This is a genomic window from Sulfitobacter aestuariivivens (genome assembly GCF_014763045.1).
GTDB classification, from domain to species: domain Bacteria; phylum Pseudomonadota; class Alphaproteobacteria; order Rhodobacterales; family Rhodobacteraceae; genus Sulfitobacter; species Sulfitobacter aestuariivivens.
The window spans coordinates 414,362-440,441 of the sequence record NZ_JACTAG010000001.1 but is presented as its reverse complement, the minus strand read 5'-3'; the positions used below and the strand labels follow the sequence as shown (position 1 = coordinate 440,441).

26 protein-coding genes are annotated in these 26,080 nt (G+C 59.4%); 7 read left to right on the top strand and 19 right to left on the bottom strand.

The genetic code is table 11. From position 1 onward, the window contains the following. The first annotated feature begins 10 nt into the window (after nucleotides 1-10). Together H9Q16_RS02085 and H9Q16_RS02080 are read left to right on the top strand one after the other, a co-directional pair. Entirely contained in the window at nucleotides 11-643 is a 633-nt protein-coding gene (locus H9Q16_RS02085; RefSeq protein WP_191073714.1) for a phage tail protein, read from the top strand. 75 nt (nucleotides 644-718) lie between these two features. Further along, entirely contained in the window at nucleotides 719-1,348 is a 630-nt protein-coding gene (locus H9Q16_RS02080) for a phage tail protein (protein WP_191073713.1), read from the top strand. Between the two features lie 48 nt (nucleotides 1,349-1,396). On the opposite strand, the gene scpA is transcribed toward H9Q16_RS02080, so the two are convergent. Both scpA and H9Q16_RS02070 read right to left on the bottom strand, forming a co-directional pair. After that, nucleotides 1,397-3,526, bottom strand: a complete 2,130-nt coding sequence (scpA, locus tag H9Q16_RS02075) for a methylmalonyl-CoA mutase (protein ID WP_191073712.1) — start codon at nucleotides 3,524-3,526, stop codon at nucleotides 1,397-1,399. After that, the gene (locus H9Q16_RS02070; RefSeq protein ID WP_246455429.1) at nucleotides 3,489-4,502 is read right to left on the bottom strand and encodes a hypothetical protein; all 1,014 of its coding nucleotides are present in this window, start codon (nucleotides 4,500-4,502) and stop codon (nucleotides 3,489-3,491) included. Before H9Q16_RS02070 ends, scpA begins: the two co-directional genes overlap by 38 nt. 99 nt (nucleotides 4,503-4,601) lie before the next feature. Between H9Q16_RS02070 and H9Q16_RS02065 the strand changes: the two genes are divergently transcribed. Next, complete coding sequence (locus tag H9Q16_RS02065; RefSeq protein WP_191073711.1) at nucleotides 4,602-5,063, top strand: DUF4174 domain-containing protein; 462 nt, start codon at nucleotides 4,602-4,604, stop codon at nucleotides 5,061-5,063. An 85-nt stretch (nucleotides 5,064-5,148) separates the two neighbouring features. Here H9Q16_RS02065 and H9Q16_RS02060 read toward each other — a convergent pair whose 3' ends face one another. The 9 genes from H9Q16_RS02060 to H9Q16_RS02020 form a co-directional block, all read right to left on the bottom strand. Continuing rightward, a complete protein-coding gene (locus tag H9Q16_RS02060) occupies nucleotides 5,149-5,928 on the bottom strand; it encodes a hypothetical protein (protein ID WP_191073710.1) in 780 nt (259 codons plus the stop codon). 5 nt (nucleotides 5,929-5,933) lie between these two features. Further along, entirely contained in the window at nucleotides 5,934-7,979 is a 2,046-nt protein-coding gene (locus tag H9Q16_RS02055; RefSeq protein WP_191073709.1) for an acetyl-CoA carboxylase biotin carboxylase subunit, read from the bottom strand. Nucleotides 7,980-8,096: 117 nt separating this feature from the next. Continuing rightward, entirely contained in the window at nucleotides 8,097-8,309 is a 213-nt protein-coding gene (locus H9Q16_RS02050) for a hypothetical protein (RefSeq protein ID WP_191073708.1), read from the bottom strand. A 325-nt stretch (nucleotides 8,310-8,634) separates the two neighbouring features. Continuing rightward, entirely contained in the window at nucleotides 8,635-8,979 is a 345-nt protein-coding gene (locus H9Q16_RS02045) for a hypothetical protein (RefSeq protein WP_191075124.1), read from the bottom strand. Between the two features lie 78 nt (nucleotides 8,980-9,057). Further along, nucleotides 9,058-9,198, bottom strand: a complete 141-nt coding sequence (locus tag H9Q16_RS02040) for a hypothetical protein (protein ID WP_191073707.1) — start codon at nucleotides 9,196-9,198, stop codon at nucleotides 9,058-9,060. Between the two features lie 214 nt (nucleotides 9,199-9,412). After that, the gene (locus H9Q16_RS02035; protein ID WP_343067757.1) at nucleotides 9,413-9,835 is read right to left on the bottom strand and encodes a DUF6497 family protein; all 423 of its coding nucleotides are present in this window, start codon (nucleotides 9,833-9,835) and stop codon (nucleotides 9,413-9,415) included. Beyond that, a complete protein-coding gene (locus H9Q16_RS02030; protein WP_191073706.1) occupies nucleotides 9,832-10,227 on the bottom strand; it encodes a cupin domain-containing protein in 396 nt (131 codons plus the stop codon). The genes H9Q16_RS02035 and H9Q16_RS02030 overlap by 4 nt, the downstream gene beginning before the upstream one ends. Nucleotides 10,228-10,530: 303 nt before the next feature. Then, nucleotides 10,531-10,947 carry a hypothetical protein gene (locus tag H9Q16_RS02025; protein WP_191073705.1) on the bottom strand — a complete coding sequence of 139 codons (417 nt, stop codon included), beginning with the start codon at nucleotides 10,945-10,947 and terminating at the stop codon, nucleotides 10,531-10,533. A gap of 8 nt (nucleotides 10,948-10,955) precedes the next feature. After that, the gene (locus H9Q16_RS02020) at nucleotides 10,956-12,488 is read right to left on the bottom strand and encodes an acyl-CoA carboxylase subunit beta (protein ID WP_191073704.1); all 1,533 of its coding nucleotides are present in this window, start codon (nucleotides 12,486-12,488) and stop codon (nucleotides 10,956-10,958) included. Between the two features lie 169 nt (nucleotides 12,489-12,657). Between H9Q16_RS02020 and H9Q16_RS02015 the strand changes: the two genes are divergently transcribed. Further along, complete coding sequence (locus tag H9Q16_RS02015; protein ID WP_191073703.1) at nucleotides 12,658-13,875, top strand: multidrug effflux MFS transporter; 1,218 nt, start codon at nucleotides 12,658-12,660, stop codon at nucleotides 13,873-13,875. A 64-nt stretch (nucleotides 13,876-13,939) separates the two neighbouring features. Next, nucleotides 13,940-15,340, top strand: a complete 1,401-nt coding sequence (locus H9Q16_RS02010; RefSeq protein WP_191073702.1) for a helix-turn-helix domain-containing protein — start codon at nucleotides 13,940-13,942, stop codon at nucleotides 15,338-15,340. On the opposite strand, the gene H9Q16_RS02005 is transcribed toward H9Q16_RS02010, so the two are convergent. The 7 genes from H9Q16_RS02005 to H9Q16_RS01975 all read right to left on the bottom strand — a co-directional run bounded on the left by H9Q16_RS02005 (nucleotide 15,341) and on the right by H9Q16_RS01975 (nucleotide 23,707). Then, nucleotides 15,341-16,045, bottom strand: coding sequence for a thermonuclease family protein (locus H9Q16_RS02005; protein ID WP_191073701.1), 705 nt, complete (start codon nucleotides 16,043-16,045; stop codon nucleotides 15,341-15,343). Between the two features lie 61 nt (nucleotides 16,046-16,106). Then, nucleotides 16,107-17,765: a choline dehydrogenase gene (betA, locus tag H9Q16_RS02000; RefSeq protein WP_191073700.1), complete on the bottom strand. Its 1,659-nt coding sequence runs from the start codon at nucleotides 17,763-17,765 to the stop codon at nucleotides 16,107-16,109. 86 nt (nucleotides 17,766-17,851) lie between these two features. Continuing rightward, on the bottom strand, nucleotides 17,852-19,306 hold the full coding sequence (betB, locus tag H9Q16_RS01995) for a betaine-aldehyde dehydrogenase (RefSeq protein WP_191073699.1): 1,455 nt from the start codon (nucleotides 19,304-19,306) through the stop codon (nucleotides 17,852-17,854). A 64-nt stretch (nucleotides 19,307-19,370) separates the two neighbouring features. Then, nucleotides 19,371-20,552 carry a BCCT family transporter gene (locus H9Q16_RS01990; RefSeq protein ID WP_191073698.1) on the bottom strand — a complete coding sequence of 394 codons (1,182 nt, stop codon included), beginning with the start codon at nucleotides 20,550-20,552 and terminating at the stop codon, nucleotides 19,371-19,373. Nucleotides 20,553-20,627: 75 nt separating this feature from the next. Beyond that, the gene (gene betC / locus H9Q16_RS01985) at nucleotides 20,628-22,136 is read right to left on the bottom strand and encodes a choline-sulfatase (protein WP_191073697.1); all 1,509 of its coding nucleotides are present in this window, start codon (nucleotides 22,134-22,136) and stop codon (nucleotides 20,628-20,630) included. Continuing rightward, nucleotides 22,133-22,708: a choline-binding transcriptional repressor BetI gene (gene betI, locus H9Q16_RS01980; RefSeq protein ID WP_191073696.1), complete on the bottom strand. Its 576-nt coding sequence runs from the start codon at nucleotides 22,706-22,708 to the stop codon at nucleotides 22,133-22,135. The genes betC and betI overlap by 4 nt, the downstream gene beginning before the upstream one ends. Nucleotides 22,709-22,804: 96 nt before the next feature. Continuing rightward, nucleotides 22,805-23,707 carry a DMT family transporter gene (locus H9Q16_RS01975; RefSeq protein ID WP_191073695.1) on the bottom strand — a complete coding sequence of 301 codons (903 nt, stop codon included), beginning with the start codon at nucleotides 23,705-23,707 and terminating at the stop codon, nucleotides 22,805-22,807. A 317-nt stretch (nucleotides 23,708-24,024) separates the two neighbouring features. Between H9Q16_RS01975 and H9Q16_RS01970 the strand changes: the two genes are divergently transcribed. Continuing rightward, on the top strand, nucleotides 24,025-24,267 hold the full coding sequence (locus tag H9Q16_RS01970) for a hypothetical protein (RefSeq protein WP_191073694.1): 243 nt from the start codon (nucleotides 24,025-24,027) through the stop codon (nucleotides 24,265-24,267). A gap of 103 nt (nucleotides 24,268-24,370) precedes the next feature. Here the strand turns inward: H9Q16_RS01970 and H9Q16_RS01965 are convergent, their stop codons facing one another. After that, complete coding sequence (locus tag H9Q16_RS01965) at nucleotides 24,371-25,111, bottom strand: YebC/PmpR family DNA-binding transcriptional regulator (protein ID WP_191073693.1); 741 nt, start codon at nucleotides 25,109-25,111, stop codon at nucleotides 24,371-24,373. Between the two features lie 167 nt (nucleotides 25,112-25,278). Between H9Q16_RS01965 and H9Q16_RS01960 the strand changes: the two genes are divergently transcribed. After that, entirely contained in the window at nucleotides 25,279-26,025 is a 747-nt protein-coding gene (locus H9Q16_RS01960; RefSeq protein ID WP_191073692.1) for a 1-(5-phosphoribosyl)-5-[(5-phosphoribosylamino)methylideneamino]imidazole-4-carboxamide isomerase, read from the top strand. Nucleotides 26,026-26,080: the final 55 nt, after the last annotated feature.

Below are 26,080 nucleotides of genomic sequence, written 5' to 3'. Positions count from 1 at the left end.
GATGACCGATATGTTTAAATCCAAAGTATTTTCAACGTTGGCGCTACCTGCCGCACTGGCGGTGGGCCTGTCAGGGCCGACGCCTGCTAACGCCCAAGGAGGAGACCAGTTTATCGGACAATTAATGCTGGTCGGCTTTACGTTCTGTCCCCGCGAATGGGCTGAAGCCAATGGGACGTTTCTGCCGATCTCGCAATACCCCTCGTTGTATTCCCTTTTAGGGACAAGTTTTGGCGGCGATGGGCGCACGACCTTCGCCCTGCCTGATCTGCGTGGGCGGGTTCCGATGCACGCCGGCGCCGGACCTGGCCTGACCCCTCGTTCGATTGGTCAGAAGATCGGGCAGGAACGCGTAACCCTGAGCGAAGCCGAGATGCCGCAACACCGTCACATCGTGAATTCGACCTTCGCTGACGGTGACAAGAACGGTCCTGGCAGCGATTTCCTCGCGGTGCCTAGCGACGCGGCAACCGGCACTAAATATGATGATCTGGACATCTATCACAACGGCCCGCCAGACCGCACGATGGATCCCAATATGATCGCTTTCGCCGGTGGCAACCAAAGCCATGACAACATGTCGCCGACACTAGTGATGCGCTGGTGTGTCGCCCTGACCGGGATTTTTCCTTCACGGAATTGATCCGACTGCCGAAACCGAAAATTTCAAAAGGCAAAGTTGGATATTGCCAACCTGCCTGAATCAAAAGGAAACACCATGACTTTATCAAAGAAACTTACGGCCTTGGCGGCACCAATTGTTGTCACTTTGGGTCTTTCTGTCCCGCAACAGGCGCAGGCACAAGCCACCCCGTTTATCGGACAATTAATGCTGGTCGGTAATACGTTCTGTCCCCGTGGCTGGGCTGAAGCCAATGGGCAACTTCTGGCGATCTCGTCGAATACCCCGCTGTTTTCCCTTTTAGGGACAAATTTTGGCGGCGATGGGCGCACGACCTTCGCCCTGCCTGATCTGCGTGGGCGGGTTCCGATGCACGCCGGCGCCGGACCTGGCCTGACCCCTCGTTCGATTGGTCAGGAGATCGGGCAGGAACGCGTAACCCTGAGCGAAGCCGAGATGCCGCAACACCGTCACATCGTGAATTCGACCTTCGCTGACGGTGACAAGAACGGTCCTGGCAGCGATTTTCTCGCGGTGCCCAGCGACGCGGCAACCGGCACCAAATATGACGATCTGGACATCTATCACAACGGCCCGCCAGACCGCACTATGGATCCCAATATGATCGCTTTCGCCGGTGGCAACCAAAGCCATGACAACATGTCGCCGACACTAGTGATGCGCTGGTGTGTCGCCCTAGACGGGCTGTACCCCTCTCGCAACTGAACTGTGTGCTTGGCCGCCGCCGCGATTGGCGACGGCCCCTTTTTCCAGTCAGGTGCGTGACGCGCGGATCAGCTTCAGAATGTCCTGAGCCGCCGCAGGGATATTCGTGCCCGGGCCAAAAATCGCTTTGACGCCAGCATCATAGAGGAACTGGTAGTCCTGTTGCGGGATCACACCGCCGCAGATCACCAGAATATCCCCGGCGCCCGCATCCTTGAGGGCCTGCACAAGTTGCGGCGCCAATGTCTTGTGGCCAGCGGCTTGCGAGCTGATACCGATGACATGAACATCGTTGTCCACCGCATCCTGCGCGGCCTCAGCAGGGGTCTGAAACAAAGGGCCCACATCGACGTCAAAGCCGATGTCGGCGAAAGCTGTCGCTATCACCTTGGCCCCGCGGTCGTGCCCGTCCTGCCCCATCTTGACAACCAGCATGCGCGGACGGCGGCCTTCCTCTTCGGCAAAGGCCTCAACCGAGTTCTGGATATCAGCAAAGCCCGCATCGCCCTCGTAGGCAGCGCCATAAACCCCAGCAAGGGTCTTGACCTCTGCCCGGTGCCGTCCGAATTCCTTTTCCATCGCCATGCTGATTTCCCCGACTGTGGCGCGTGCGCGTGCCGCTGCCACGGCCCCTTCCAAAAGATTGCCGCCGTCGCGCGCGCGGCGCGTCAGTTCGTCGAGCGCTTCGTTGCAAGCCCCCTCATCGCGCGTGCTCCGGATCTGTTCCAGCCGCGCAATCTGACCATCGCGAACTTTGACATTGTCCACATCCAGAATGTCGATGGGCTCTTCCTTGTCGCGGCGGTACTTGTTGACCCCCACTATGACTTCTTCGCCGCGGTCGATCATGGCCTGCCGGGTCGCGGCGGCCTCTTCAATGCGCAGCTTGGGCATGCCTGAGGCAACGGCCTTGGTCATACCGCCCATCTCTTCAACCTCGCCGATGAGCTTCCAGGCCGCCTCAGCCAGGTCATGGGTAAGCTTTTCCACGTAATATGAACCGGCCAATGGATCCACCACATTGGTCACGCCGGTTTCCTCCTGCAGTATCAACTGTGTATTGCGCGCAATGCGCGCGGAATGGTCAGTGGGCAGGCCGATGGCCTCGTCCAGCGAATTTGTGTGCAGCGATTGAGTGCCGCCCAGAACCGCGCTCATCGCCTCAAAAGCGGTGCGCACGACGTTGTTGTAAGGGTCCTGTTCGGCAAGGCTAACGCCCGACGTCTGGCAATGAGTACGCAGCATGCTGGACTTGGGGTTCTTGGGCTCAAACTCTGACATGATGCGGTGCCACAGCAGCCGCGCGGCGCGCAGCTTTGCCGCTTCCATGAAGAAGTTCATGCCAATGGCGAAGAAAAAGCTGAGGCGGGGCGCAAAGCGATCCACATCCATGCCGGCGGCAATCGCCGTGCGGACGTATTCGCGACCATCGGCCAGGGTAAAGGCCAGCTCCTGCACCAGGTTCGCGCCAGCCTCCTGCATGTGGTAGCCCGAAATCGAGATACTGTTGAATTTCGGCATGTGATCGGCAGTGAATTCGATGATATCACCGACAATCCGCATCGAGGGTTCTGGCGGATAGATATACGTGTTGCGCACCATGAACTCTTTCAGAATGTCGTTCTGGATGGTCCCGGCAAGCACGCTCTTATCATGCCCCTGCTCTTCTCCAGCGACAATGAAACTGGCAAGGATCGGGATCACGGCACCGTTCATCGTCATCGACACGCTGACTTTGTCCAGTGGTATCCCATCGAACAGGATTTTCATGTCCTCAACGCTGTCGATGGCCACGCCTGCCTTGCCTACATCGCCTTCGACGCGGGGGTGATCGCTGTCGTACCCACGGTGCGTTGCCAAATCGAACGCAACCGAGACACCCTGCTGCCCCGCCGCGAGCCCCCGTCGGTAGAATGCATTGGATTCCTCGGCCGTGGAAAAGCCGGCGTACTGGCGGATGGTCCAGGGGCGCCCTGCGTACATTGTTGCCTTGACACCGCGCGTGAAGGGCGCAGCGCCCGGTACCGTGCCCAGATGATCGACGCTTTCCAGATCATCGGCTGTATAAAGCGGTTGCACCTGGATGCCCTCAAGGGTCGCCCATGTCAGATCGTCCAGCGACCGGCCGCGCAGTTCCGCCTCAGCCAGGTCGCGCCAGTCTTTCTTGTCCGTTGTCATTCCCATGTCCTTCTGTCAGTGCGCCCACTTGCAGGCTTGTGCCTGTCTCGATGCGGGCCGGGTCTTGTATCAGTGTTGCCAGACCATCGGCCCCGGCGATCAGCCAGTGCAAATCGTCTGCGTATTGTTCGCGCAGACAGGCGGCCTGCGCGTCAGTAAAGGGTTGCCAGCGGCCAACGCCGTCCGGGATCAGGTCAACGTCCTCCCCCCGCTCTTGCAGCAAGATGCGCAAGGCACGGCGGTCGGGGCTGCGGTTGAGCCAAGGTACAGTTGGGTCCAACGGGGCATCGACATCTGCGGCAACGGCCAATGTCTGGTGCGGCTGCCCTGCGAATTCCTCGAACGTGATGACACGCAGATCCGCATCCGGAATCGCGCAAGACACATCGGTGATAACATCGCGCCAGCTTCGTGTGTCATCGGCAATCTTGGTCATTGTCTGTCCGGACGGTACGGGATGTCCGCGCGACACCGCATAAGCCATCGCCGAGGCCCACCAAAGCTCTTGTGACCGGATCGACAAAACCACCCGATTTATGTCTTGCCCAAAAGCATCCCCAAGTCGCGCAAGACGTTCGCCAATAGAGGGATAAAGCCTGCCACTGCGGATACACTGCCACGTGCTTCCGATCATGTTTTCATCGCTGACAATCAGGTGTTCGATGCCACTCATCGCCGCTTGTCGAACCTGCAGGCGTACCCGCCCTCTGGCCTTGCGCGCGTCTTTGCGCGCTTTCCACCCTTGTGGTGCCGCATGATAAAGCCCGTTGATCAGGCCCTTACGCGTCCGCCCCGGCCCCCACAAAAGGGCGCTCTGCTGGGTCAGCATGTCCGTTCGGGTGCCCAGATAATGCTGAAATGTCGTGGTTGCGGTGCGATGTGCGCCGATGTGTAACGTGATATTCATTGAAGGCGTGCCCATTCTGGTCAGTGCGACCGCCCCGTTCGGCCCTGATGCGGGGAATGCCCGGATCATTGCGCGCATTCCCTTGCATTGTGCTTAAACGCGAAATGCGCCCAAATGCCTCTCGCAAAACGCCAATTGGCCCCTATATTCTGATCAACAGGAGCCTGAATGAAAAACCTTATACCCCTTGTTTTTGCTGCAATTTTTGCAAGCAGCGCTGGTGCCCAATCCGATGTGCAAGCCGCGGAGCCTGCGCTGTTTCTCACCGCCGATATGGCAGATTTGAGCGAATTTCGCTGGAAAAAAAGGCCGGTTCTGGTCTTTGCAGACAGCGAAAATGATCCCGCCTTCATCGAACAGATCGAATTGCTGGAAGCGCGTATCGAGGCTTTGCAGGAACGCGACGTTGTTGTCCTGACCGATACCGACCCGGACGCGCGCAGCCCGTTGCGGCTGAAAATGCGCCCGCGTGGGTTCATGCTGGTCCTTGTCGGCAAGGACGGTGGCGTCAAGCTGCGCAAGCCTTTTCCATGGGATGTCCGAGAGATTTCACGCAGCATCGACAAGATGCCAATGCGCCAACGCGAGATCCGGGATGCCAAGGATGCCCAGCGCGATGCGGTCGACTGATCCTTGTGAAATGCCACTTCAGGTCTTATATTTAGACTGCAGCAGCCTGAAAGGCTTATGATGGAAAGAGATCCCGACATTCCGTTCACGCCGATTCCGGTGACATGGCGGACGGGCCCGCGCCCTGGGTATTGACGACGCGTTCTGCGGCCTTAGGGCCGCCGTCTGAATAGGCCTTGATCCTGCGCAAAGCGTATTTTCCGAACACGAATGCCTGCTTACGCATCCCTACATAATCTGAATACATTGCGACGCGCCGTTCAGCTTCGAGGCCGCGAAATGTCTCACCACGCATATCATCCGCCAGCGCAGACAACGATTTGGTGAGGCTGTAATAGGCCACGATCGCATCGATGGTCTGACGCGGCAGCACATCGATCTCGGCGATGACGGCGTCATAGACATGGTCGTGCTGCTCACGCGGAATGAAGGGGACATAACTTTCGTCCTGTTTCATCTTTTTGATGAGCTTCGCAACGTAAGCCTCTGATTCATTTGGCACCCAAAGCGATTCAAGGGTGTTGCCGATCTCTGCGTAGATCGCCTTGTGGTAATCCCGCAGTTTTTCGGCGCGCGCGCGACGCTTGCCAAGCTCAGCAAAAATCGCTGTCGTCAGCCAGCCGATGGCGATCACCAAACCTGCGATAAGCGCTTGTCCAATACGCGCATCCACCTCTCCCATAAAGGGTCGGGCCGCCAGAGCCAGCCCAGCGCCCACCAGTGACACCGGCAGCGCAATGGTAAGAAAAAATTGCGCAATCACACGACCGGCCGTGCGCGCCTCGCCCCAAAGTGCGAAGAGCCCGGCGCAAAGGCTCGCACCGATCAGCAGCATCACCAATGAGGGGGGGACCGCGTGAACCATCGCGCCTATTCGAACTCCATGATGACATCGTCAACAGCCAGGCTGTCGCCTGTTGCTGCGTTTATCTTGGTTACAGTACCCTTCTTTTCGGCGCGCAGGATGTTCTCCATCTTCATGGCCTCGATGGTGCACAGGGCCTGTCCCTCCTGTACCTCGTCGCCCTCAGTCACAGCAAGATTGACCACAAGGCCCGGCATCGGGCAGAGCAGCATCTTGGAGGTATCCGGCCCCACCTTTTCAGGCATCAGCCGAGCCAGTTCAGCCTGCCGAGGCGTACGGACGTGAACGCGCACATCCGCTCCGCGTGACCGGATGCGGAACCCGCCTGAAATCTTGCCGACCTTCATCACCAGTGGTGCGTCGCCCACGCTCATTTCGGCAAGTTGATCGCCCGGTGTCCAGTCGCCAGTGACCCGTAGCGCCTCACCGTCCGCGAAGGTGACTGTTGTCCCCTCACGATCAGCGCTGGTTACCACGTTGAAAGACTGACCCTGCAGCGTAACATCCCAATCGCTGCCCACCTTGCGTTCGTGGTTATCCATCCGTCCTGATACCCGTGCACGCCGGATCTCTGCGACGCGGTGCATGGCGGCCGTGGCAGCCGCGATGCGCCGCAGGGCGTCGTCACCCAGATCAACCCCTTGGAAACCATCGGGATATTCCTCTTCGATAAATGCAGTGGTCATATCGCCTGAGACAAACTTTGGGTGATCCATGACGGCCGCGACGAAGGGCAGATTGTGGCCAATCCCCTCAACTTCAAAACTGTCGAGCGCCACGCGCATCGCCTCGATGGCCGTCGCGCGATCGGGCCCCCAAGTACACAGCTTGGCAATCATCGGGTCGTAGTACATGCTGATCTCACCGCCTTCATAGACGCCGGTGTCGTTGCGCACTGCAGTGGTGCCTACGGGCGCGTCACCGTGCCAGGTGCCAGCGTCCTGCATGGGGCCTGCTGCCACCTCCATCGGCGGACGATAGCGGGTCAGACGGCCAATGGAGGGCAGAAAGCCGCGATAGGGGTCTTCGGCATAGAGGCGATTCTCGATGGCCCAGCCTGTCAGTGTGACATCGCTTTGGGCAATGCTCAGCTTCTCGCCATTGGCAACGCGGATCATCTGCTCAACCAGATCAACGCCGGTGATCAGCTCTGTCACCGGGTGTTCCACCTGGAGACGCGTGTTCATCTCAAGGAAATAAAAGTTCTTGTCGCCATCAACGATGAATTCGACCGTCCCGGCGCTGGCATAATCCACCGCCTGCGCAAGTGCCACGGCCTGTTCACCCATTGCCTTGCGTGTGGCTTCATCCAGAAACGGGCTGGGCGCTTCTTCAACGACCTTTTGATTCCGGCGCTGGATCGAGCATTCACGTTCGCCCAGATAAATACCGTTGCCGTGACTGTCGCAGAGCACCTGAATTTCGATGTGGCGCGGCTGGGTGACAAATTTCTCAATGAAAATCCGGTCATCACCAAAACTGCTCGCGGCCTCGTTCTTGGAGGACTGAAACCCCTCGCGGGCCTCATCATCGTTCCATGCAATTCGCATGCCTTTGCCGCCGCCCCCGGCAGAGGCCTTGATCATCACCGGATAGCCAATTTCGTTGGAGATCTTGACCGCCTCATCGGCGTCCTCGATCAACCCCATGTAGCCCGGTACCGTGCTGACACCGGCCTCCTGCGCGATCTTTTTCGAAGTGATCTTGTCTCCCATCTTTTCAATCGCACCTACGGGCGGGCCAACAAAGGCGACCCCTTCGGCTGCCAGCGCCTCGGCGAACTTGCTGTTTTCGCTAAGAAAACCATAGCCTGGATGCACGGCTTGCACGCCAGACGCCTTGATTGCCTCCATCACCTTTTCGATAACGATGTAGGACTGGTTGGCAGGGGGTGGGCCGATGTGAATGGCCTCGTCCGCCATTTGCACATGCAGCGCCTGCGCGTCGGCATCTGAATAGATGGCCACGGTGCCAATCCCCATTTTGCGGGCGGTCTTGATGACGCGGCAGGCGATTTCGCCGCGGTTGGCGATCAGAATTTTGTCGAACATGCGCAGTCCTTTATGGGTCTTGATTGAAGCACGAAAAACCCGTCGCAGCGGGAGCTGCGCGGGGGGATTGAGTGGTGAGAGACCCGAGGGTGGGTCAGGCGTGAAAGATCAGTGGTGTCAGTAGCCGCGACATTTGCCTGGGTTGAGTTGGCAATAGGCAAGGTTGCCTGCCGCCCCGATCGCCGCACCCTTGGCAAGGCTACCGTTGACGAGAACGGCTGTGCCCGCCCCGATGGCGCCACCTGCAAGGGCCTGTTCGCTGATGGTATCGCCGCACGCGGCAAGGGTGCCGCATAGAACCGCCACAAGGGCGATGGATTTGAATGACATGGACCTGCTCCTTTGGTCTTATTTCGGGGCTGTCCGGCATCTGCTCTGATGGCTGATTTTGATCCGACACCCTTATCTGTCGCACCATACACCATTCCCCGACCATTGAAAAAGGGGGGCAGCATGACCGCTTGCGCGACATGCTGCCCATGAGGGGAAGGGGTATGGTCTTGGTGTGTCACGGGCGAAACCGGGAAAGGTGCGCCAGTGTCATTTGCGAGCTTCCCAGCAGAATCCCATTGCGCCAAGTACACGTATTGCGAGAGATCAAAATCGGCCATCCGTCGCTGATCGGGCCGCTTTACGGGCGGTATTCTGCCGAAAGTCATTCAAAAGCCTCCGGAAAAGCGGCCCGTGCCACCGCTTCGTCAATCACAAGCAGAGATTCGTAATGGGCCGGATCGAAGGGATCGGTTGCTGGCAGCACTTCGCGGCCAAAGAGCCACGACAATCGCCCCGCATCCAGATTGCCACGTTCAAAAGGCTGGTCGCCAAATTGGTCCCAAAGTGCTTTCATAAAGGCCACGTCCGCGCGACGGTCTGGCACGCGACGGTCATGACGACGTTCGCGACGGGTCAGCGGCGTGACCCCCTTGGGGTTCGGCCGGCGGATGGTGAATTGGAAATCGGTGCCGGGCAAACGCCCGGGAAACCCGCGATGTTTCAGCATGTAGGCTGGCATCATACGCCCTCCCGAAGGGTGGCGGTTTGGGGTGGGACAGGCATAAACGCCTGCCCCGTCAGTACATTAGTCGTACTTACCTGTGAACACAGGCTCAGTGGAGATCGGCTCGACCACCACGAATTCTTCTTCGGTTTGGCCGCTTGTGCAGGCTGCGATTGCCGCAACCATGCCAAACATCGCCACGAGTTTGAGGCTCTTGGACATCTGGTTCTCCTGATACGCGTTACAGGGCGCGGCAGGCTTAATGACTGCGCACACCCCCTTGTTGAGGTTAGAAATGCCTCGACATTTCCGAAACCCAGCATAGAAGCTAGCGCGCAGGATTGATACCGCAAGCGCGGCAATCGGCGGGTCTGTGACGGTAAAGCCTCAAAACCATCCACAGGTGAACATCCGGGCGCAAGATGTTGTGGTTCCATCATAATCCCTCCCAAATGCAGGTGTTATCCACAGGGCGATATGCCTCAAAGAACTGGGTTGCGTCGGGGTCGGCGACACCAAATTCGGTGGCGCGGTCGGCCAGCGAAATGACAATCACCTCACCTTTCAGTCCGTATTCGGCAATATACGGAAGCGCCAGCGTTTCACACAGATGCACCATGTCCGGCTCGGCGTCGGCAAAGCCGATCTCACCCCATTCGCGGGCAATGCGCGGGGCGATGAACCGAAAGCGCAGCCAGGTCTCCGTTCCCAGATTGTCGACCAGCACTTCTTGCAGTTCCACCGGCTGACCGGAAGGCACATCAACCGCCAGCGCGGGCGAGGTCAAGGCCAGCATACCGGCCAAAACCAACGTCGGTATCACGTCGGTATTACATCGGTATCGCGCCGGTATTTTCACGGCGCGGCTTCCTCTGCGGTGTCAAACTCGGCAGGAGATATAATCTCGATCAGTTCCATGTCATCGGAATGGCGGACCTCGCGGTGCTTGATGCCGGGGGGCTGCAGGACGCAGGACCCGGCGCGGAGGGTTTGCTCCCCCTCGCCTTCGTATTCAAAGACGACCCAGCCTTTAGTGACATAGACCATCTGGAAATCGAGGTCGTGGGAATGCCACGCGCCGGGGCTTTCCATGCCGGGGACAGCGCGGATGACGTGGGCACCATATTGGCCCTTGGTGGCATCCTTGATGCCAAGGTCGCGGTATTCGAAGAAGGGGCGCAGGCCCTGTCCTTCGAATTTGCCATCATCGGCGTGGGCAATGGTGAAGGCCTGATTTTTCCAAAGTGTCATTGTGAGGCCCTCTCGACCAGATGAAACGCGCGCTGTGCCCATCGACTGCCCCGGGGAGGCGATCCGACGACAGCGCTTTGCCACTTTATGGATGCGGCGTTACCGCGACGATTGAACGGAGTATATGCGGCGCTCAATCGCCTGCCCATCCGGGGGGCAGGCGATGGGCACGGCGGCCGCAAGCGGCCTTGTTCCGTGCCCTTGGTGCATCTCTCAAGCGTATGGCCCAGCGCTTTTTGCATGATATTGTTCTCCGCATATTTCATAAAAAAGAGCGGCATACCAAACACGAATGGAACATACTCAACGCTGCTCCCGACAACGACTGTCGGTCACAACATTGTAGCTTTGCCCCGTGATCTTCAGACCGTTTACAACTGTGCCGCTTGAGGGCGCGCTCTGAATAATCACAAAAGTTGAAACCTTTTGCCCAGACTGCTGGGCTACACCTTGCATCTGCTCCTGAAACGCCCGGCACAGCCCAATTCCCCGTTGCCGAAACGCACTTTCGGAAAGATCCGCTGCTTTCTGAATGAGGAAACGCGCGGATACAGCACGATCGCCGCTTGTAAATGCCAATACGCCAAACTTTTCGAAACACATCACGGTACCGTCGGAGAGCTTAAATGTATCCTTCCCTCTACAGGGGTTTGCTGCATCGGCGCTGGACGCCAATCCCATGAAGATGAGTGCCGCTAAATAGAAACAGATGGATTTCATTGCACACCTCACAACGGAATATTATCGTGCTTTTTCCACGGCATCTGCACCTTCTTATTCCTCAATGAGGCAAACGCCCGCGCGACCCGTTTCCGCGTCGAATGCGGCATGATCACCTCGTCGATGAACCCCCGCTCGGCGGCCACAAACGGGTTCGCGAAACGGTCTTCGTAATCCGCCGTGTGCTGGGCGATTTTCTCGGCGTCGCCCAAATCTTTACGGTGGATGATCTCGGTGGCGCCTTTCGCGCCCATGACCGCGACCTCGGCTGTGGGCCAGGCGTAATTGAAATCGGACCGCAGATGCTTTGACGCCATCACGTCATACGCCCCGCCATAGGCCTTGCGGGTGATGACTGTGACCATGGGCACCGTCGCCTCGCCATAGGCAAAGAGCAGCTTGGCGCCGTGTTTGATCACGCCGCCGTATTCCTGTGACGTCCCGGGCAGGAAGCCGGGGACGTCCACGAGGGTCAGGAGCGGGATCTCGAACGCATCGCAGAAGCGCACGAACCGCGCGGCCTTGCGGGAACTGTCGATATCAAGGCACCCGGCCAGCACCATTGGTTGATTGGCCACGACGCCCACGGTGCGCCCCTCAAGACGGATGAAGCCGGTGATGATGTTCTTGGCAAAATCTTCCTGAATCTCATAAAAGTCGCCTTCGTCGGCGGTTTTGTGGATCAGTTCTTTCATGTCGTAAGGCGTGTTCGGGTTGGCGGGCACCAGCGTGTCCAATGACATTTCCAACCGGTCGGGTGCATCAAAGAAGGGGCGCACCGGTGGTTTTTCGCGGTTGTTGGCGGGCAGAAAATCGACGAGACGGCGAACCTCGGCCAAGGCCTCGACATCGTTTTCAAATGCGGCATCGGCGACGGAGGATTTGCGGGTGTGGGTGGAGGCACCGCCCAGTTCTTCGGCTGTGACAACCTCGTTGGTCACAGTTTTGACCACGTCGGGGCCGGTCACGAACATATAGGAGGTTTCCTTGACCATGAAGATGAAGTCGGTCATCGCCGGGGAATAGACGGCACCGCCTGCGCAAGGCCCCATGATCACGCTGATTTGCGGGATCACGCCAGAGGCTTCGATGTTGCGCTGGAAGACTTCGGCGTATCCGGCAAGGGAGGCCACACCTTCCTGAATACGCGCGCCACCGGAATCGTTGATGCCGATGACGGGCGCACCGTTCTGCACGGCCATGTCCTGGATCTTGCAGATCTTCTGGGCGTGGGTTTCTGAAAGGGACCCGCCGAATACCGTAAAGTCCTGTGAGAACACATAGACAAGGCGGCCATTGATCGTGCCCCAGCCTGTAACGACGCCATCGCCCGCAGGGCGTTGTTTTTCCATGCCAAAGTCAGTGCAGCGGTGGGCCACGAACATATCGAATTCTTCAAAAGAGCCTTCGTCCAGCAGCAGATCGATCCGTTCCCGGGCCGTGAGCTTACCGCGTCCGTGCTGGGCCTCGATGCGGGCCTGTCCGCCACCAAGGCGGGCCGTTTCGCGGCGCTGCTCAAGCTCTGTCAGAATGTCTTTCATGGCTGTCCCCTGCGTTGAATTTGCCGCAGTCTAATCGAGCGCGCGCAAGGACCCAAGGTGAATGATGCAAATTTGCAAATTCATGACACACAAAGGACAGCTAATTGCAAACTTGCAAATGTCCCAACCTGCGATGGACATCTTTGCGACACGGGCATAGCAAACTTTCATGAAAAAAACGCCGGTCATTCGGTTTCTCGATCAGACCACCCCACCCCATATCGCCACGCTGATCCTGCTTGCCGGGATCGGGGCCATGGTGATGAACATCTTTCTGCCCAGCCTGCCGCGCATGGCCGAGTATTTTGGCACAAGCTATGCAGTGATGCAGCTGAGTGTCCCGCTGTATCTTGGGTTCAGCGCGGTGATCCAGCTGTTTGTCGGACCGATATCAGACAATCTGGGGCGGCGGCAGGTCATGATTTATGCGCTGGTACTTTACATGATCGCCACGCTGGGCTGTATTTTTGCGCCCAACACGTCGGTTTTCCTGTTTTTCCGCATGGCGCAGGCGATCGTGGCCACGGCGATGGTCCTGAGCCGGGCGGTCATCCGGGATATCTATGAGCAGGACAAATCCGCGTCTGTCATTGGCTATGTCACGATGGGAATGTCCGTGGTGCCGATGGTCAGCCCATTGGTTGGTGGCGCGCTGGAGCAGCTCTTTGACTGGAAGGCGACCTTCTGGCTGATGTTCCTGTTGGGCCTTGGCATGCTGATGCTGGTATTGCGCGACATGGGTGAGACCGCGCCCAAGACCTCCAATTCCATGTTGGCGCAGTTCAAGGAATATCCTGAGTTGCTGACCTCGCCCCGGTTCTGGGGATATGCGATGGCGGCCGGGTTCTGTTCGGGGGCGTTTTTTGCCTATCTGGGGGGCGCGCCTTTTGTGGGCAGCGTGGTGTTTGGGTTGGATCCCTTCTGGCTGGGTCTGATCTTTGGCGCGCCTGCGGTGGGGTATTTTCTGGGGAACTTCCTGACCGGGCGCTATGCGACGCGCTTTGGTATCAATTCGCTGGTTCTGGCGGGCTGTGTGTTCAACGCCGTGGGCAGCTCCATCTCGTTGCTGATCTTCATGAGCGGTTATGGCTCAGCGCTGACGTTCTTTGGGATGATGACGTTTGTCGGGGTCGGGAACGGGCTGTGCATTCCCAATGCGACGGCGGGGATGTTGTCGGTGCGGCCGCATCTGGCAGGGACCGCATCGGGCCTTGGCGGTGCGATCATGATTGGCGGCGGTGCGGGGCTTGCGGCGCTGGCCGGTGCATTGCTGTCTGTTGAGTCAGGCGCCTACCCCTTGTTGTGGCTGATGCTGCTGACCGCGTTTGCAGGGGTTGCCTCGATTATGCTGGTGATCCACCGCGAATATACGCTTGGGCTGCGCTGACCCATTGCGACACTGACTTTGCAAAGGTACGCTGGGGCTAACTGCAAATTTGCAAAGGCCGCCCATGCCCCCCCAGAAACTTTATGCCGGTGCCAAGCTGCGCGAATTGCGCACGCGGGTGGGGCTGACCCAAAAGGACTTTGCCGCACGGCTTGGGGTGTCCCTGCCCTATCTTAACCAGATGGAAAACAACAAGCGCCCGGTCAGTACGACCGTCGTGCTGGCGATGGCCTCGGAATTCGGGATGGATGTGACAGAGCTGGGCAGTGGCGATGGGGAGCGGCTGGTCAGTGACATGCGCGAGGCGCTGGCCGACCCGGTCTTTGCAGGCGATCTGCCCCCGCTGGCTGATCTGCGGCTTGCCGCCTCGAACGCGCCTGCGCTGGTGCGCGCGTTTCTGGATTTGCATCAAAGCTACCGGCAAACCCACGAGCGGCTCGCCTCGCTGGATGAGGCGCTGGGGCGCGAAGATGCGCGGGCCGCCCCCAGCCCCTGGGAGGAAGTGCGGGATTTCTTTCATTATTGCGACAACTACATCGACGCGGTCGACCGCGCTGCGGAGCATTTCGCGACCCGCGAGGGCGGACCCGGCAGTATTCGCGTGGCGGCCGTCGCGGCGCTCGCAAATGCCGGAATTGCGGTTGAATTTGCCGATAGCGACAGTCTGCGCCGTCTGGATGCCGAGGCTGGCACGTTGTTTTTGTCAAACCGTGCGGCCCCGGAAACCCAGACGTTTCAGATGCTGCTGCAGGTAGCGCTGACCCGGCAGGATGCCTTGTTGGAAGCAACGCTTGATCTTGCCCGCTTTCACAGTGATGCCGCGCGGGGGATCGCCAAGATCGGGCTGGCCAATTACTTCGCAGGCGCGGCCCTGATGCCCTATACGGCGTTTCACGGCAAGGCGCAGGAATGGCGGCATGACCTGGAACTGTTGGGCGGGCATTTCGGCGCCTCGATCGAACAGGTTGCGCACCGGCTGTCAACGTTGCAGCGGCCCGGTGCCAAGGGCATTCCGTTCTTCTTTGTAAGGGTGGATCGCGCGGGCACAATTACCAAGCGGCACTCTGCCACGCGCCTTCAGTTTGCGCGGTTTGGCGGGGCCTGTCCGCTATGGAATGTGCATCGGGCGTTTGAGACACCGGGCATATTTCTGCGCCAGCTTGCCGAAACGCCCGATGGGGTGCGCTACATCAGTCTGGCGCGCGACATTACGAAACCTGCCGGGCGCTATGGCGCGCCCGTGCGGCGCTATGCGATCGCATTGGGTTGCGAGGTACGCCATGCGAGCGCATTGGTCTATGCCGACGACATGGACACCGGGGCCGATGCGGCGTTCGAGCCGATCGGGATCTCCTGTCGGATTTGTGAGCGCAAAGGATGCCATCAACGCGCGGTGCCCCCCTTGGAGCGGCGCTTGGTCGTCGACCCTGACCGGCGCGATGTGCTGCCTTACAGAGTGGAATAGCTACACTTTTGAGCGTCGCCAACCCGCCCCGCGCGCCTCAGCCTCGGTGCAGAACCACCGTTCGCCTTTCAGGCGATTGATCCGGGTGCGCGTATAATACTGTTGACCCGGCATGTGGTAGATGCGCTTGCCATCCCGGCTGATGTTGCCCTTGATCCGGCAGGTCGCACCTTGAAGGGCCGGCGGCGTATCTTTTTTCTTTAGGCCGGACTGACGGTCGCGGCTGACCATTTCGGCCCGTCTTACTTCGCGGTAGCGGGCCGGGGCCTGCATGTCGAACCCATGCACCCCGCGCTGGCTCACGAGCGCGGCCTTCTCATCCAGATCGTAGTCCAGAGAGTATTTGCGATAGGCCAACGCGAAACCGGCCTGAACCAGCACCCGCCCCATGTCATGCCCAGCCACAGTGCAGCGCGCGACCGTGCGCCCATAGCGGTCGGTATCCAGCGCCTCGCAGCGGGCGGGTAGCCCTTCGAAATGGTCGCGCACCTGTCGCGTGGCCCAGTCGCCGCAGCCCCAGGCCTGACCGGTTTTGGTGGTGCAGGTCTGTTCGCGTTCCGGCGCATCAATGCCATGCAACCGGATGCGGGTATCGCCCACGTCGATGGTATCCCCGTCGATCACCCGGACCGGACCCGTGATGTCCGCCCGCGCCGGTAAAGCGAGGCACAGGCAAAGGACGCACCATGAAGCAATTCTTAACATTTGGTTAAGATAACTGTGCCCGCCGTCCCTACCAAGCCAATTTGTTAAGAAAGGTTAAGATCTAGCGCTGTGCGATTTGCCAGTTCGGGTGAATCCAGGGCTCGTCATTGGCCCGTGCCAATGGGTCAAGACCCAGCAAATGATCCGATACTTTTTCGCCCACCATGATCGACGGTGCGTTCAGATTGCCGTTGGTGATACGCGGGAAGATCGAACTGTCTGCCACGCGCAACCCATCGACGCCGATCACGCGTGCCTCGGGGTCGACCACCGCCATGGGGTCATCCGTGCTGCCCATCTTGCAGGTGCCGCAGGGGTGATAGGCGCTTTCGGCATGTTCCACGATGAAGGCATCAAGCTCGGCATCCGACTGCACCGCTGCACCGGGTTGGATTTCATGTTTGATGAAGGGCTTGAAGGCGTCTTGGGCAAAGACCTCGCGGGTGAGGCGGATGCAGGTGCGAAACTCGTCCCAGTCATCGTCGTGGGACATGTAGTTGAACCGGATCACCGGGTCATCCGCAGCGCGGTTCGACCGCAAGGTGACCGAGCCGCGCGATTTTGAGCGCATCGGCCCGGTGTGGGCCTGAAACCCATGCCCTTCGGCGGCAACCTTGCCGTCATAGCGCACGGCGATGGGCAGGAAGTGATACTGGATGTCCGGATAGGGCACGCCGGGGGCTGAGCGGATGAAAGCGGCGCTTTCGAACTGGTTCGACGCGCCCATGCCGGTTTTGGTAAAGAGCCACTGCGCGCCGATCATCGCCTTGGAAAAGAGGTTCCAGTGCTTGTAAAGCGTGATGGGCTGCGACGCGGCCATCTGGATATAAAGTTCAAGATGGTCTTGCAGGTTTTCCCCGACCCCGGGGCGATCAGCAACCACGTCAATGCCGTGTTCCCTGAGGTGGGCGGCGGGGCCGATACCCGAGAGCATCAACAGCTTTGGGGAGTTGATGGACGAGGCGGCGAGCACGACCTCGTTCTCAGCCCGGATAATCTGGGTGGTGCCGCTGCGCAGCACCTCGACACCCGTGGCGCGCCCGTCTTCGATAAGAACGCGCTGCGCCAGTGCCCTGACGATCTGGACATTGCCGGTTTTCTGGGCCGGACGCAGATAGGCATTGGCCGCTGACCAGCGCCGCCCCTGCCAGACGGTCTGTTCCATCGGGCCGAAACCCTCTTGTTTGCGGCCATTGTAGTCGTCGGTGGCCTCGTATCCGGCCTGTTTGCCCGCCTCGACGAAAGCGTTGAAAAGCGGGTTTTCACGCGGGCCGCGACTAACGTGCAGTGGCCCGTCGGTGCCCCGCCAGGATGGATCGCCGCCGTGTCCGCTGTCGTGCCAGTTCTCCATCCGCTTGAAATAGGGCAGCACGTCGGCATAGGCCCAGCCGTGTGCGCCGCTTTCTTCCCAATGGTCAAAGTCCATCGCGTGTCCGCGCACGTAGACCATGCCGTTGATCGACGATGATCCGCCGATGACCTTGCCGCGCGGGCAGGCAAGCCTGCGCCCGCCCAGATGCGGCTCAGGCTCTGAGGTGTATCCCCAGTCGTAGCGCTTCATGTTCATCGGATAACTGAGGGCGGCGGGCATCTGGATGAAGGGGCCCGCATCCGTGCCACCGTATTCAATGACGATCACACGCCGCCCGGCGTGGGCCAGACGGTAGGCCATGGCGCAGCCAGCAGAACCGGCGCCCACGATGACGAATTCAGCCTGCATGGTGCCCCCCTTGTGGTGATGGGCTCAGCCCCGCGATGGGCACCAGAAATGTAATGCGCGTAAGCGCGCCTTTTGACAGCGTCATCTCAGAACGGGGCCTCCATATCGTCCATGCGCACGAAGACGGATTTGACCTGGCTGTAGTGGGCGATGGCTTCCTTGGAATTCTCGCGCCCGACGCCCGATAGCTTTGAGCCGCCAAAGGGCGCTTCGACCGGCGCGTCGTTGTAGGAGTTGATGTAACAGGTCCCGGCCTCGAACCGGGCGGCAACGCGATGCGCGCGGGCCAGATCGCGGGTGAAGACGCCTGCGGCAAGCCCGAATTCAGTGGCATTTGCACGGGCGATGACGTCGTCCTCATCTTCGAAATCCAGCACCGCCATGACAGGGCCAAAGATTTCTTCGCGGGCGATTGCCATGTCGTCGGTGACATCGGCAAAGACCGATGGCTGAACATAGTACCCTTCCCGATCCAGCCGCGCGCCACCGTGGACCAGTCGCGCGCCTTCTGCCCGGCCCTTCTCGATATAGGAGAGCACGATGTTGAGCTGCTGTTCGGATACCATGGGCCCAAAGCTGGTCTCTGGCGCCATCGGGTCGCCGATCACAGCGTTGCCAAGGCGGGCTGAAAGCCGTTCCAGAAACGCCTCTTTGATGGCGCGGTGCACGAACACGCGCGTGCCATTTGAGCAGACCTGGCCGGAGCTGTAGAAATTGCCCATGATCGCGCCGCTGACTGCGTTTTCGATGTCGGCATCCTCGAAGATCACCAGCGGGGATTTGCCGCCCAGTTCCATGGTCACATGTTTGATCCCTTCGGCGGCCGCCGCATAGACCTTGCGCCCCGTGGGCACCGATCCGGTCAGTGATACCTTGTCGACGCGCGGGTCTGTCACCAGCGCGGCGCCCACCGCGCCCTTGCCCTGAACAACGTTATAGAGACCGGCTGGCAGCCCCGCCTCGTGCAGGATCTCGGCCACTTTGAGCGCGCAGAGCGGCGTTGTCTCGGAGGGTTTGAAAATCATCGCATTGCCGCAGGCCAGCGCGGGTGCACCTTTCCAGCAGGCGATCTGGGTGGGGTAGTTCCACGCGCCGATCCCTACACAAATTCCCAATGGTTCGCGGCGCGTGTAGACCCAGTTGTCCCCGCCCAGCGGGATGTGTTCGCCTGTGAGCGTTGCCGCAATACCGCCGAAGTATTCCAGCGCGTCCGCACCGGATGTGGCATCCGCCACGGAGGTTTCCTGATAGGGTTTGCCTGTGTCGTAAGTCTCCAGCACGCTGAGATCGTGATTGCGGTCGCGGATCATATCCGCCGCCCGGCGCAGGATCCGCCCGCGTTCGGTGCCGCTGAGAGTGGCCCAGACCGGCTGCGCGCGTCGTGCCGCGTCAATTGCCTGCGCCACGATTGCGGGCGTTGCTTCGTGCACGGTCGCGATGACCTTGCCTGTGGCCGGGTAGATCACGTCGATGGGCGCACCGGTTGCGTCCTCGACGTAGGCGCCGTCAATGAAATGACTGGCGGTAGGCTGGGTTTTCATGGGGGTTCTTTCGTCTTTCTTAAGGCCCCGCCCGACGCATCGGGCGGGGCCGTTTTTCAAGGTGTTATTCAGCCGGGATCGGCTGACCATCGAGCTTTGACAGCTTGTCGCGCTTCATGAAGAAGATGTAGGCAAGTGCCAGCAGATAGATCACGATCACCACTGTGCCGACCCACTGGATCTGTAGCCACTGCGACTGAAAGAGCAGCGTCAGGACAAACAGTCCAATCGCATTGCCCAGCACATAAACCACCGTTCCAAAACGCGCTGGCGTCAGGTTCAGGTTGTCGGTGTAAAGGCGAATGAGCGAGTCAAACGAGTTGATCACAAACACGATGCCCACGATCGTCATGGCCCAGTTCGGGAAACCTGCCGTGCCAATGCCATTGAGGTGGTAATAGTAAAGTACCGAGAACCACATCGCGAGCGGGATGGACGGGAAGATGAGCAGGGCTGCCAGCAGTTGCCATGTCTTGAGGCCACCAACAAAGCGGCTGACGAACTGGCCGATCATGATCGACCAGGCGAACCACCAGAAAAGGTAGAATTCGTGGTATTCCGTCAATGGGACAATGAACTTGTGGATATTGGCAAAATAGCCGCCGATGTTGCCTGCAGTGGAGGCGAATTCGCCCAGTCCCATGCCCGCGTTGGCCCACATATAGGCAATCAGCAAGAAGAACAGCACGGTTGAGCTGACCGACAGGACCTTCACGAACTTAAGATCCGTGGAGCTGAACGCCGCGACCAGAATGACCAGGAAGCAGATCAGGTAGAAGACCGGCAGGATCGTTTCACCGTCGCCCACTTCGGCGATGTAGTATGGCATGTAGATCAGGAACAATGCGCCGGTGAAGGCACATGTCGTGATGATGACGATGTTATTCAGCACCTTTACGAAAGGGATTTCAAAGAACCGCACGCGCGGTTCGATGGCGCAGAAATAGAATGTGGTCAGGAAGTAGAACGCCCAGATCAGGAAGCCCCAGAACCCGAACTCAAGCGCCAGCGGGTTGGTAAAGGCATAAGCCGGTTCCGTGGCCGTATCGGCATAAAGCGGATAGTCAAAGGCCAAGGGGAACATGATCAGTCCCACATCAAGGCCGGACGTGAACAGGATCGCGATAAAGGTGAATAGCGGCACGGGCGTCACACCCGTCAGCGGCAAATCCCACCATTTGATCACGCAGAAGATCACCAGCACGAATGCCATGATGACCCCGAATGAAATAATTGACGTTAGCATTTTGTCCCTCGTTTGTTGTTTTGAGTGCATATTGTTCGCATCGTGTGGCGGCACCCTCGCGGCTACGATGATTGGTTATTCGCCCCTTGGGAAGCGTTTGCTTTCTTCCAGCACGTTGAGATCCATGTGGTTGCGCATGTACTGTTGAGAGGCATCGCGCAGCGGCTGGTAGTCCCACGGGTAATAGCCCCCCTCGCGCAGCGCCTCGTAGACAACCCAGCGCGCGGCCTGTGATTTGCGCACGTCCGCGTCAAAGGATGTCAGATCCCAACGGGCTTCGGACTTGGCCTGCAGCTGTTTTAAGGTACCAGCATGTTCAGGGACTTCGGCGAGGTTCTTCAACTCGTCTGGGTCGGCTTCAAGATCAAAAAGCTGATCCGGGTCCAGAAGGCATCGGTTGTATTTCCATTTTCCATAGCGCAGCGACACCAGCGGGCTGTAGGATGCCTCTGCTGCGTATTCCATGGCGACGGGTGCGGTGCGTTCCACCCCCTGCCCCATAGAGACAAGCGAGGTGCCGGTGGTCCATTCCATCACGTCGGACATGCTGACACCTGCAAGATCGCACAGCGTCGGGCACACATCGATGGTGCTGACGGGTGTGGTGTGCAGACCCGGCTCCATGTTCGGGGCGCTGATCATCAGGGGCACGCGGGACGAACCTTCGAGGAAGGACATCTTGAACCAAAGCCCCCGTTCACCCAGCATGTCACCGTGGTCAGAGACAAAGACAATGATCGCTTCCTGCCGGGTATCTTCAAGGGTTTGCAGGATCTCTCCGATCTTGTCGTCGAGATAGCTGATATTGGCGAAATAGGCGCGGCGCGAACGGTGGATGTCGGCATCCGTGATGTCGAAGTTGCGCCAGTCGTTGGCGTCAAAGATGCGCTGGGAATGGGGGTCGTGATCGTCGTAGTCCATGGCCGGTACGCGCGGTTGCAGATGATCGCAATCGGCGTAGATGTCCCAATATTTCTTGCGCGCAACATAAGGATCATGCGGGTGTGTGAAGCTGACCGTCAGGCACCACGGCCTGTCGTCCTGTCCGCGTGACAGGTCGTAAAGCTTGCGGGTCGCATTGTAGGCAACCTCGTCGTCATATTCCATCTGGTTGGAAATCTCAGCCACACCAGCGCCCGTGACGGAGCCCATGTTGTGATACCACCAGTCGATGCGTTCGCCCGGTTTGCGGTAGTCCGGGGTCCAGCCGAAATCAGCCGGGTAGATATCTGTGGTCAGGCGTTCCTCGAACCCGTGGAGTTGGTCGGGGCCGACAAAATGCATCTTGCCCGACAGGCAGGTGTGATAGCCTGCGCGGCGCAAATGATGCGCATACGTGGGCACCGCCGAGGGGAATTCGGCGGCGTTGTCATAGACGCCGGTGGCGGACGGGAGTTGCCCGGACATGAACGCGGCCCGGCCCGGCGCGCACAGGGGCGACGCGGTGTAGGCGTTGCGAAACCGGGTGGAGTGTTGCGCCAGCTTGCGCAGGTTCGGCGTGTGCAGCCATTCAGCCGGACCGTCGGGGAACAAGGTGCCATTCAGCTGGTCGACCATCAAGATCAGGATGTTGGGGGAGGTCATGCAGGGTCTTTCAGCAGCAGATCAAGCGTGGAGAGCGCAGAGACGCGTGCGGCGTTGGCAGATGCCTTTTCGCTCAGTGCTGCGCGCAGGTAGAGGCCGTCGATCAGTGCCGCGAGCGTTTCGGCGTCAACGGCTGGACTGGCACTAATGCCGCGCAAGGCATGGGTCAGGTTTGAGCGCAGCCGGTTCTGATAAAGAACCAGCAGGCGCTTGGTATCTGCGTTGTTGGGGGCCGCAGCATAAAGCGTCATCCAGGCGTTGATCGTGGCGGGGGCAAAGCAGGTTTCGTCGAAACTTGCGATGATGATCGCGGCGGCCCTGTCACGGGGGCTGCGCGCCTCGGACAGGCGGGCGCGCACTTCGGCACCGTATTCGTTCAGGATGTGGCGCATGGCCGCCAGGAAAATCTGATCCTTGCCGCCGAAGTAATGGTGCGCCAGGGCGGTCGACATGCCTGCCCGTTTTGCGATCTGACCGACAGTAACGTCGAGCGAATGCGCTTCGCCGATTTCGGCAATCGTGGCCTGCACCAACGCCGAGCGGCGGATCGGTTCCATTCCGAGTTTGGGCATGGTTGTGCAGGCTCCCCCCTTTGGATGGAGCATCCTAGGGGTTTCTTTATTGATCCGTCAATCAATAAAGAATTCGGGGGCGAAGGTGCTGATATGTCAGAGTTTTGTGGCGTTGGAGATGGGGGTGATCTGACGTTTGAGCGTGGCCTCGCGCCAGGTGATGAAGGTCACGGACCCCAGAATCACAAGGCCACCGATGATGACCCAGATGTCCACCGGCTCAAGGAATACGACCGTGCCCAGAAGCGTGGCCCAGATCAATTGCAGAAAGGTGATGGGCTGCGTCACGGTGACGGGGGCCGCCGCAAGGGCAAGCGTCATGGTGTAGTGACCTGCGGTGGCAAAGACGGCCACGGCGGTGAGGATCAGGATCTCGCGCATTGTCGGCATGATCCAGACGGGCAGTGCGATGGGGGCAAGACCAATGGTCACAAAAATCGACAGCATCAGCACAACCACGCCCGGCTTCATCTCATCCGCGAGCAACTTGGCCAGCAGGTAGGACCCGGCAAAGACCACTGCCGCGATCAGCATGGCAATATGGCCCGGACTGACCTCTCGGAAACCGGGGCGCAGGATGATCACGGCGCCCAGCAAGCCCAGGATAACCGCCACGATGCGACGCAGGGCCAGTTTCTCGCCCAGAAATATCGCCGCACCGATGCTGACATAGATGGGCGCGAGATAGTTCATCGCCGTGACTTCAGCTATGGTGATGCGGGTCATGGCAAAAAACCACAAGCTGACCCCTACCGCATGCAGGGCCCCGCGCAGACCGCACATTGTGAACTGGCGGCGTGTGACGCTTGAAAGTTCAAACGCACGCAGCGCTGGCAGGAAAAACACCAGCCCGATGGCATAGCGCAGAAAGGCCGATTCAGCCGCCGGCAGACGCGGTCCCATATATTTGACCAGCGCTGTTACGGCGACAAAGCACAGCCCCGTCACAAGCATCCAGAAGATACCCGTGAGGGGGCGATGAGGGAGCGCTGTGGTCATGCGCAGACCCTGTGCCAAGGGACGGGCAAGGGCAAGGCCGATTGGCCGCGAGATGCGGATTGGTGGCAATCACGTCGATTTTTTCGAAAAGTTGGCCCGTTTATTCCGCGAGGTTACCTTGGTCAACAAGTGCTTGCACAATACACTGTAATTCATTGTATTATAAATGTTTTATTCGCGATGCGCCCAAGGAAAAAATCGCAAAAATAGGTTTGCGGCATTCACGGCACGTACAATTGTCAGTGATCCAATCCCGAGGTTCTGGCGTAACCCATGCATCGACCCTATTTGATGTAGGAAAGTTTAAGGAGCCGGAGATGTTTGACCGCCAGCAAAAGATAGAAATGACGGCTGAGGAATTCACCGTGATTGAGGCGGCATTGGAAACGCAAGCGAAGATTCTGACCGTTCAGGCAAGCGCGGGCGGCAGCGGCGCACGGCGACGTCTGAATGAGGTCAAGCGGGTGTTGGCGCGTTTCTCTCAGCAGAAGGCCCCTGAAGAGACGCAGGAACTGCGTCGTGGTTTCGGCTGGATCTGGCGGGTGCGCCCATCGGCCTGAACTGGGCGCTGTTTTTTTTGTTAAAGGCCGCCTGCGATGATCGCAGGGGGCCTTTTCTATAGGCGCCTTATGAAAGCCGGGACAGGCTTTCGATCACGGTCAATCAAAGCTGTTCCATTACCTCGTCCGAGGCCTCGAAATTGGCGGTGACGCGCTGGACGTCGTCGTCGTCTTCCAGAGCTTCGATCAGGCGCATCAGCTTTTGCATGCTTTCCAGATCCATTTCTGTCGTGGTGGTCGGGCGCCAAGTGAGGCGGGTGTGCTCAGATTCGCCCAGTTCAGCTTCAAGCGCGGTGGACACCTCGTTCAGGTCCGTATCGGCGGACCAGATGGTATGGCCATCCTCAGAGCTTTCGACGTCTTCTGCCCCGGCCTCGATCGCGGCCATCATGACCGTATCGGCATCGCCAACCTCTGCCGGATAGGTGACCTCACCCTTGCGTTCGAACATGAAACCGACGCTGCCCGTTTCGCCCAGATTGCCGCCATTCTTGGTAAAGGTTGAGCGCACGGTTGACGCGGTGCGGTTGCGGTTGTCGGTCATCGCTTCGACAATCACCGCGACCCCGTTGGGGCCATATCCCTCGTAGCGGATTTCCTCGTAATCCTCGCTGTCGCCGCCTGTAGCCTTGTTGATGGCGCGTTCTATGTTGTCCTTGGGCATGGACTGCCCCTTGGCTTCCTTGACGGCGAGCCGCAGGCGCGGGTTCTTGTCCGGGTCCGGGTCGCCCATCTTGGCAGCGATGGTGATTTCCTTGCTGAGCTTGGAGAATATCTTGGCGCGGATCTTGTCCTGCCGCCCTTTGCGGTGCTGGATATTTGCCCATTTGGAATGGCCTGCCATGGTGGTCTCCTGCGCGATGACTGCGGGAGCCTCTATAAGACAGGGCTGCGGGCAGGCGCAATCCCGCGTGTTGACCCCATGGCGTCCTGAAATGCCGTTTTTCTACCTCCGGGGGCGCGGCGAATCTGCAATAGCAGGTGGGCATTTCAGCCAAAAGGACACCGCCCATGTTCGTCATTCCTGCCATTGAAATTCAAAACGGTCGCTGCGTCAGCCTGAACCGGGGTCGCCTGGATGAGCCGCAGATCTGGCATGTGGATCCGATAAAGCGTGCAAAGGCCTGGACCGAAGCCGGTGCAGAGCGCCTGCATCTGACCGACTTTGACGCGGTGGCAGGACGCCCTGACACCAATCGCGCGTTGATCACCGACATCATCAAGAACGCTGGGCTACCGGTACAGTTCGGTGGCGGCCTGCACAGCATGGACGCCATCCGTCACTGGATTGATGCCGGGGCTGACCGCATCGTTCTTAGCTCTGCCGCCGTGCATCAGCCTGAACTTGTCAAACAGGCCGCCGCCCAGTGGCCCGACCGGATTGCCCTGGCGGTGGACGTCTATCAGGGCAAGGTCATGGCGGGCGGCTGGCAACAGCAATCGGCGTTCGAGCCCGATACCTTTATCCGCCATTTCAATGGCGATCCGCTGGCGGCTGTGATCGTGACGGACATTGACGCGGACATTGAAGACAGCGATGCCTCGCTTGCGCTGGTCACGCAACTGGCGGCAGAGGCCGAGGCGCCCGTCATCGCGCGCGGCACCATTCGCGGGCTGGATGACGTGGCGCGGCTGAAATACGTGCCGCACGTGGCGGGCGCGCTGGTCAGTCGTGCCCTGTTTGATCGCAGCCTGTCGCTGGGGGATGCAGTCGCCGTGGCTGCCGCCCCGCGCGAGGACGAGGCGGAATTCCTCTGACCGCGTGACGAAACGGAGGGCATGACATTGCCCTCCGCCCGGCCTAACCTCTGGC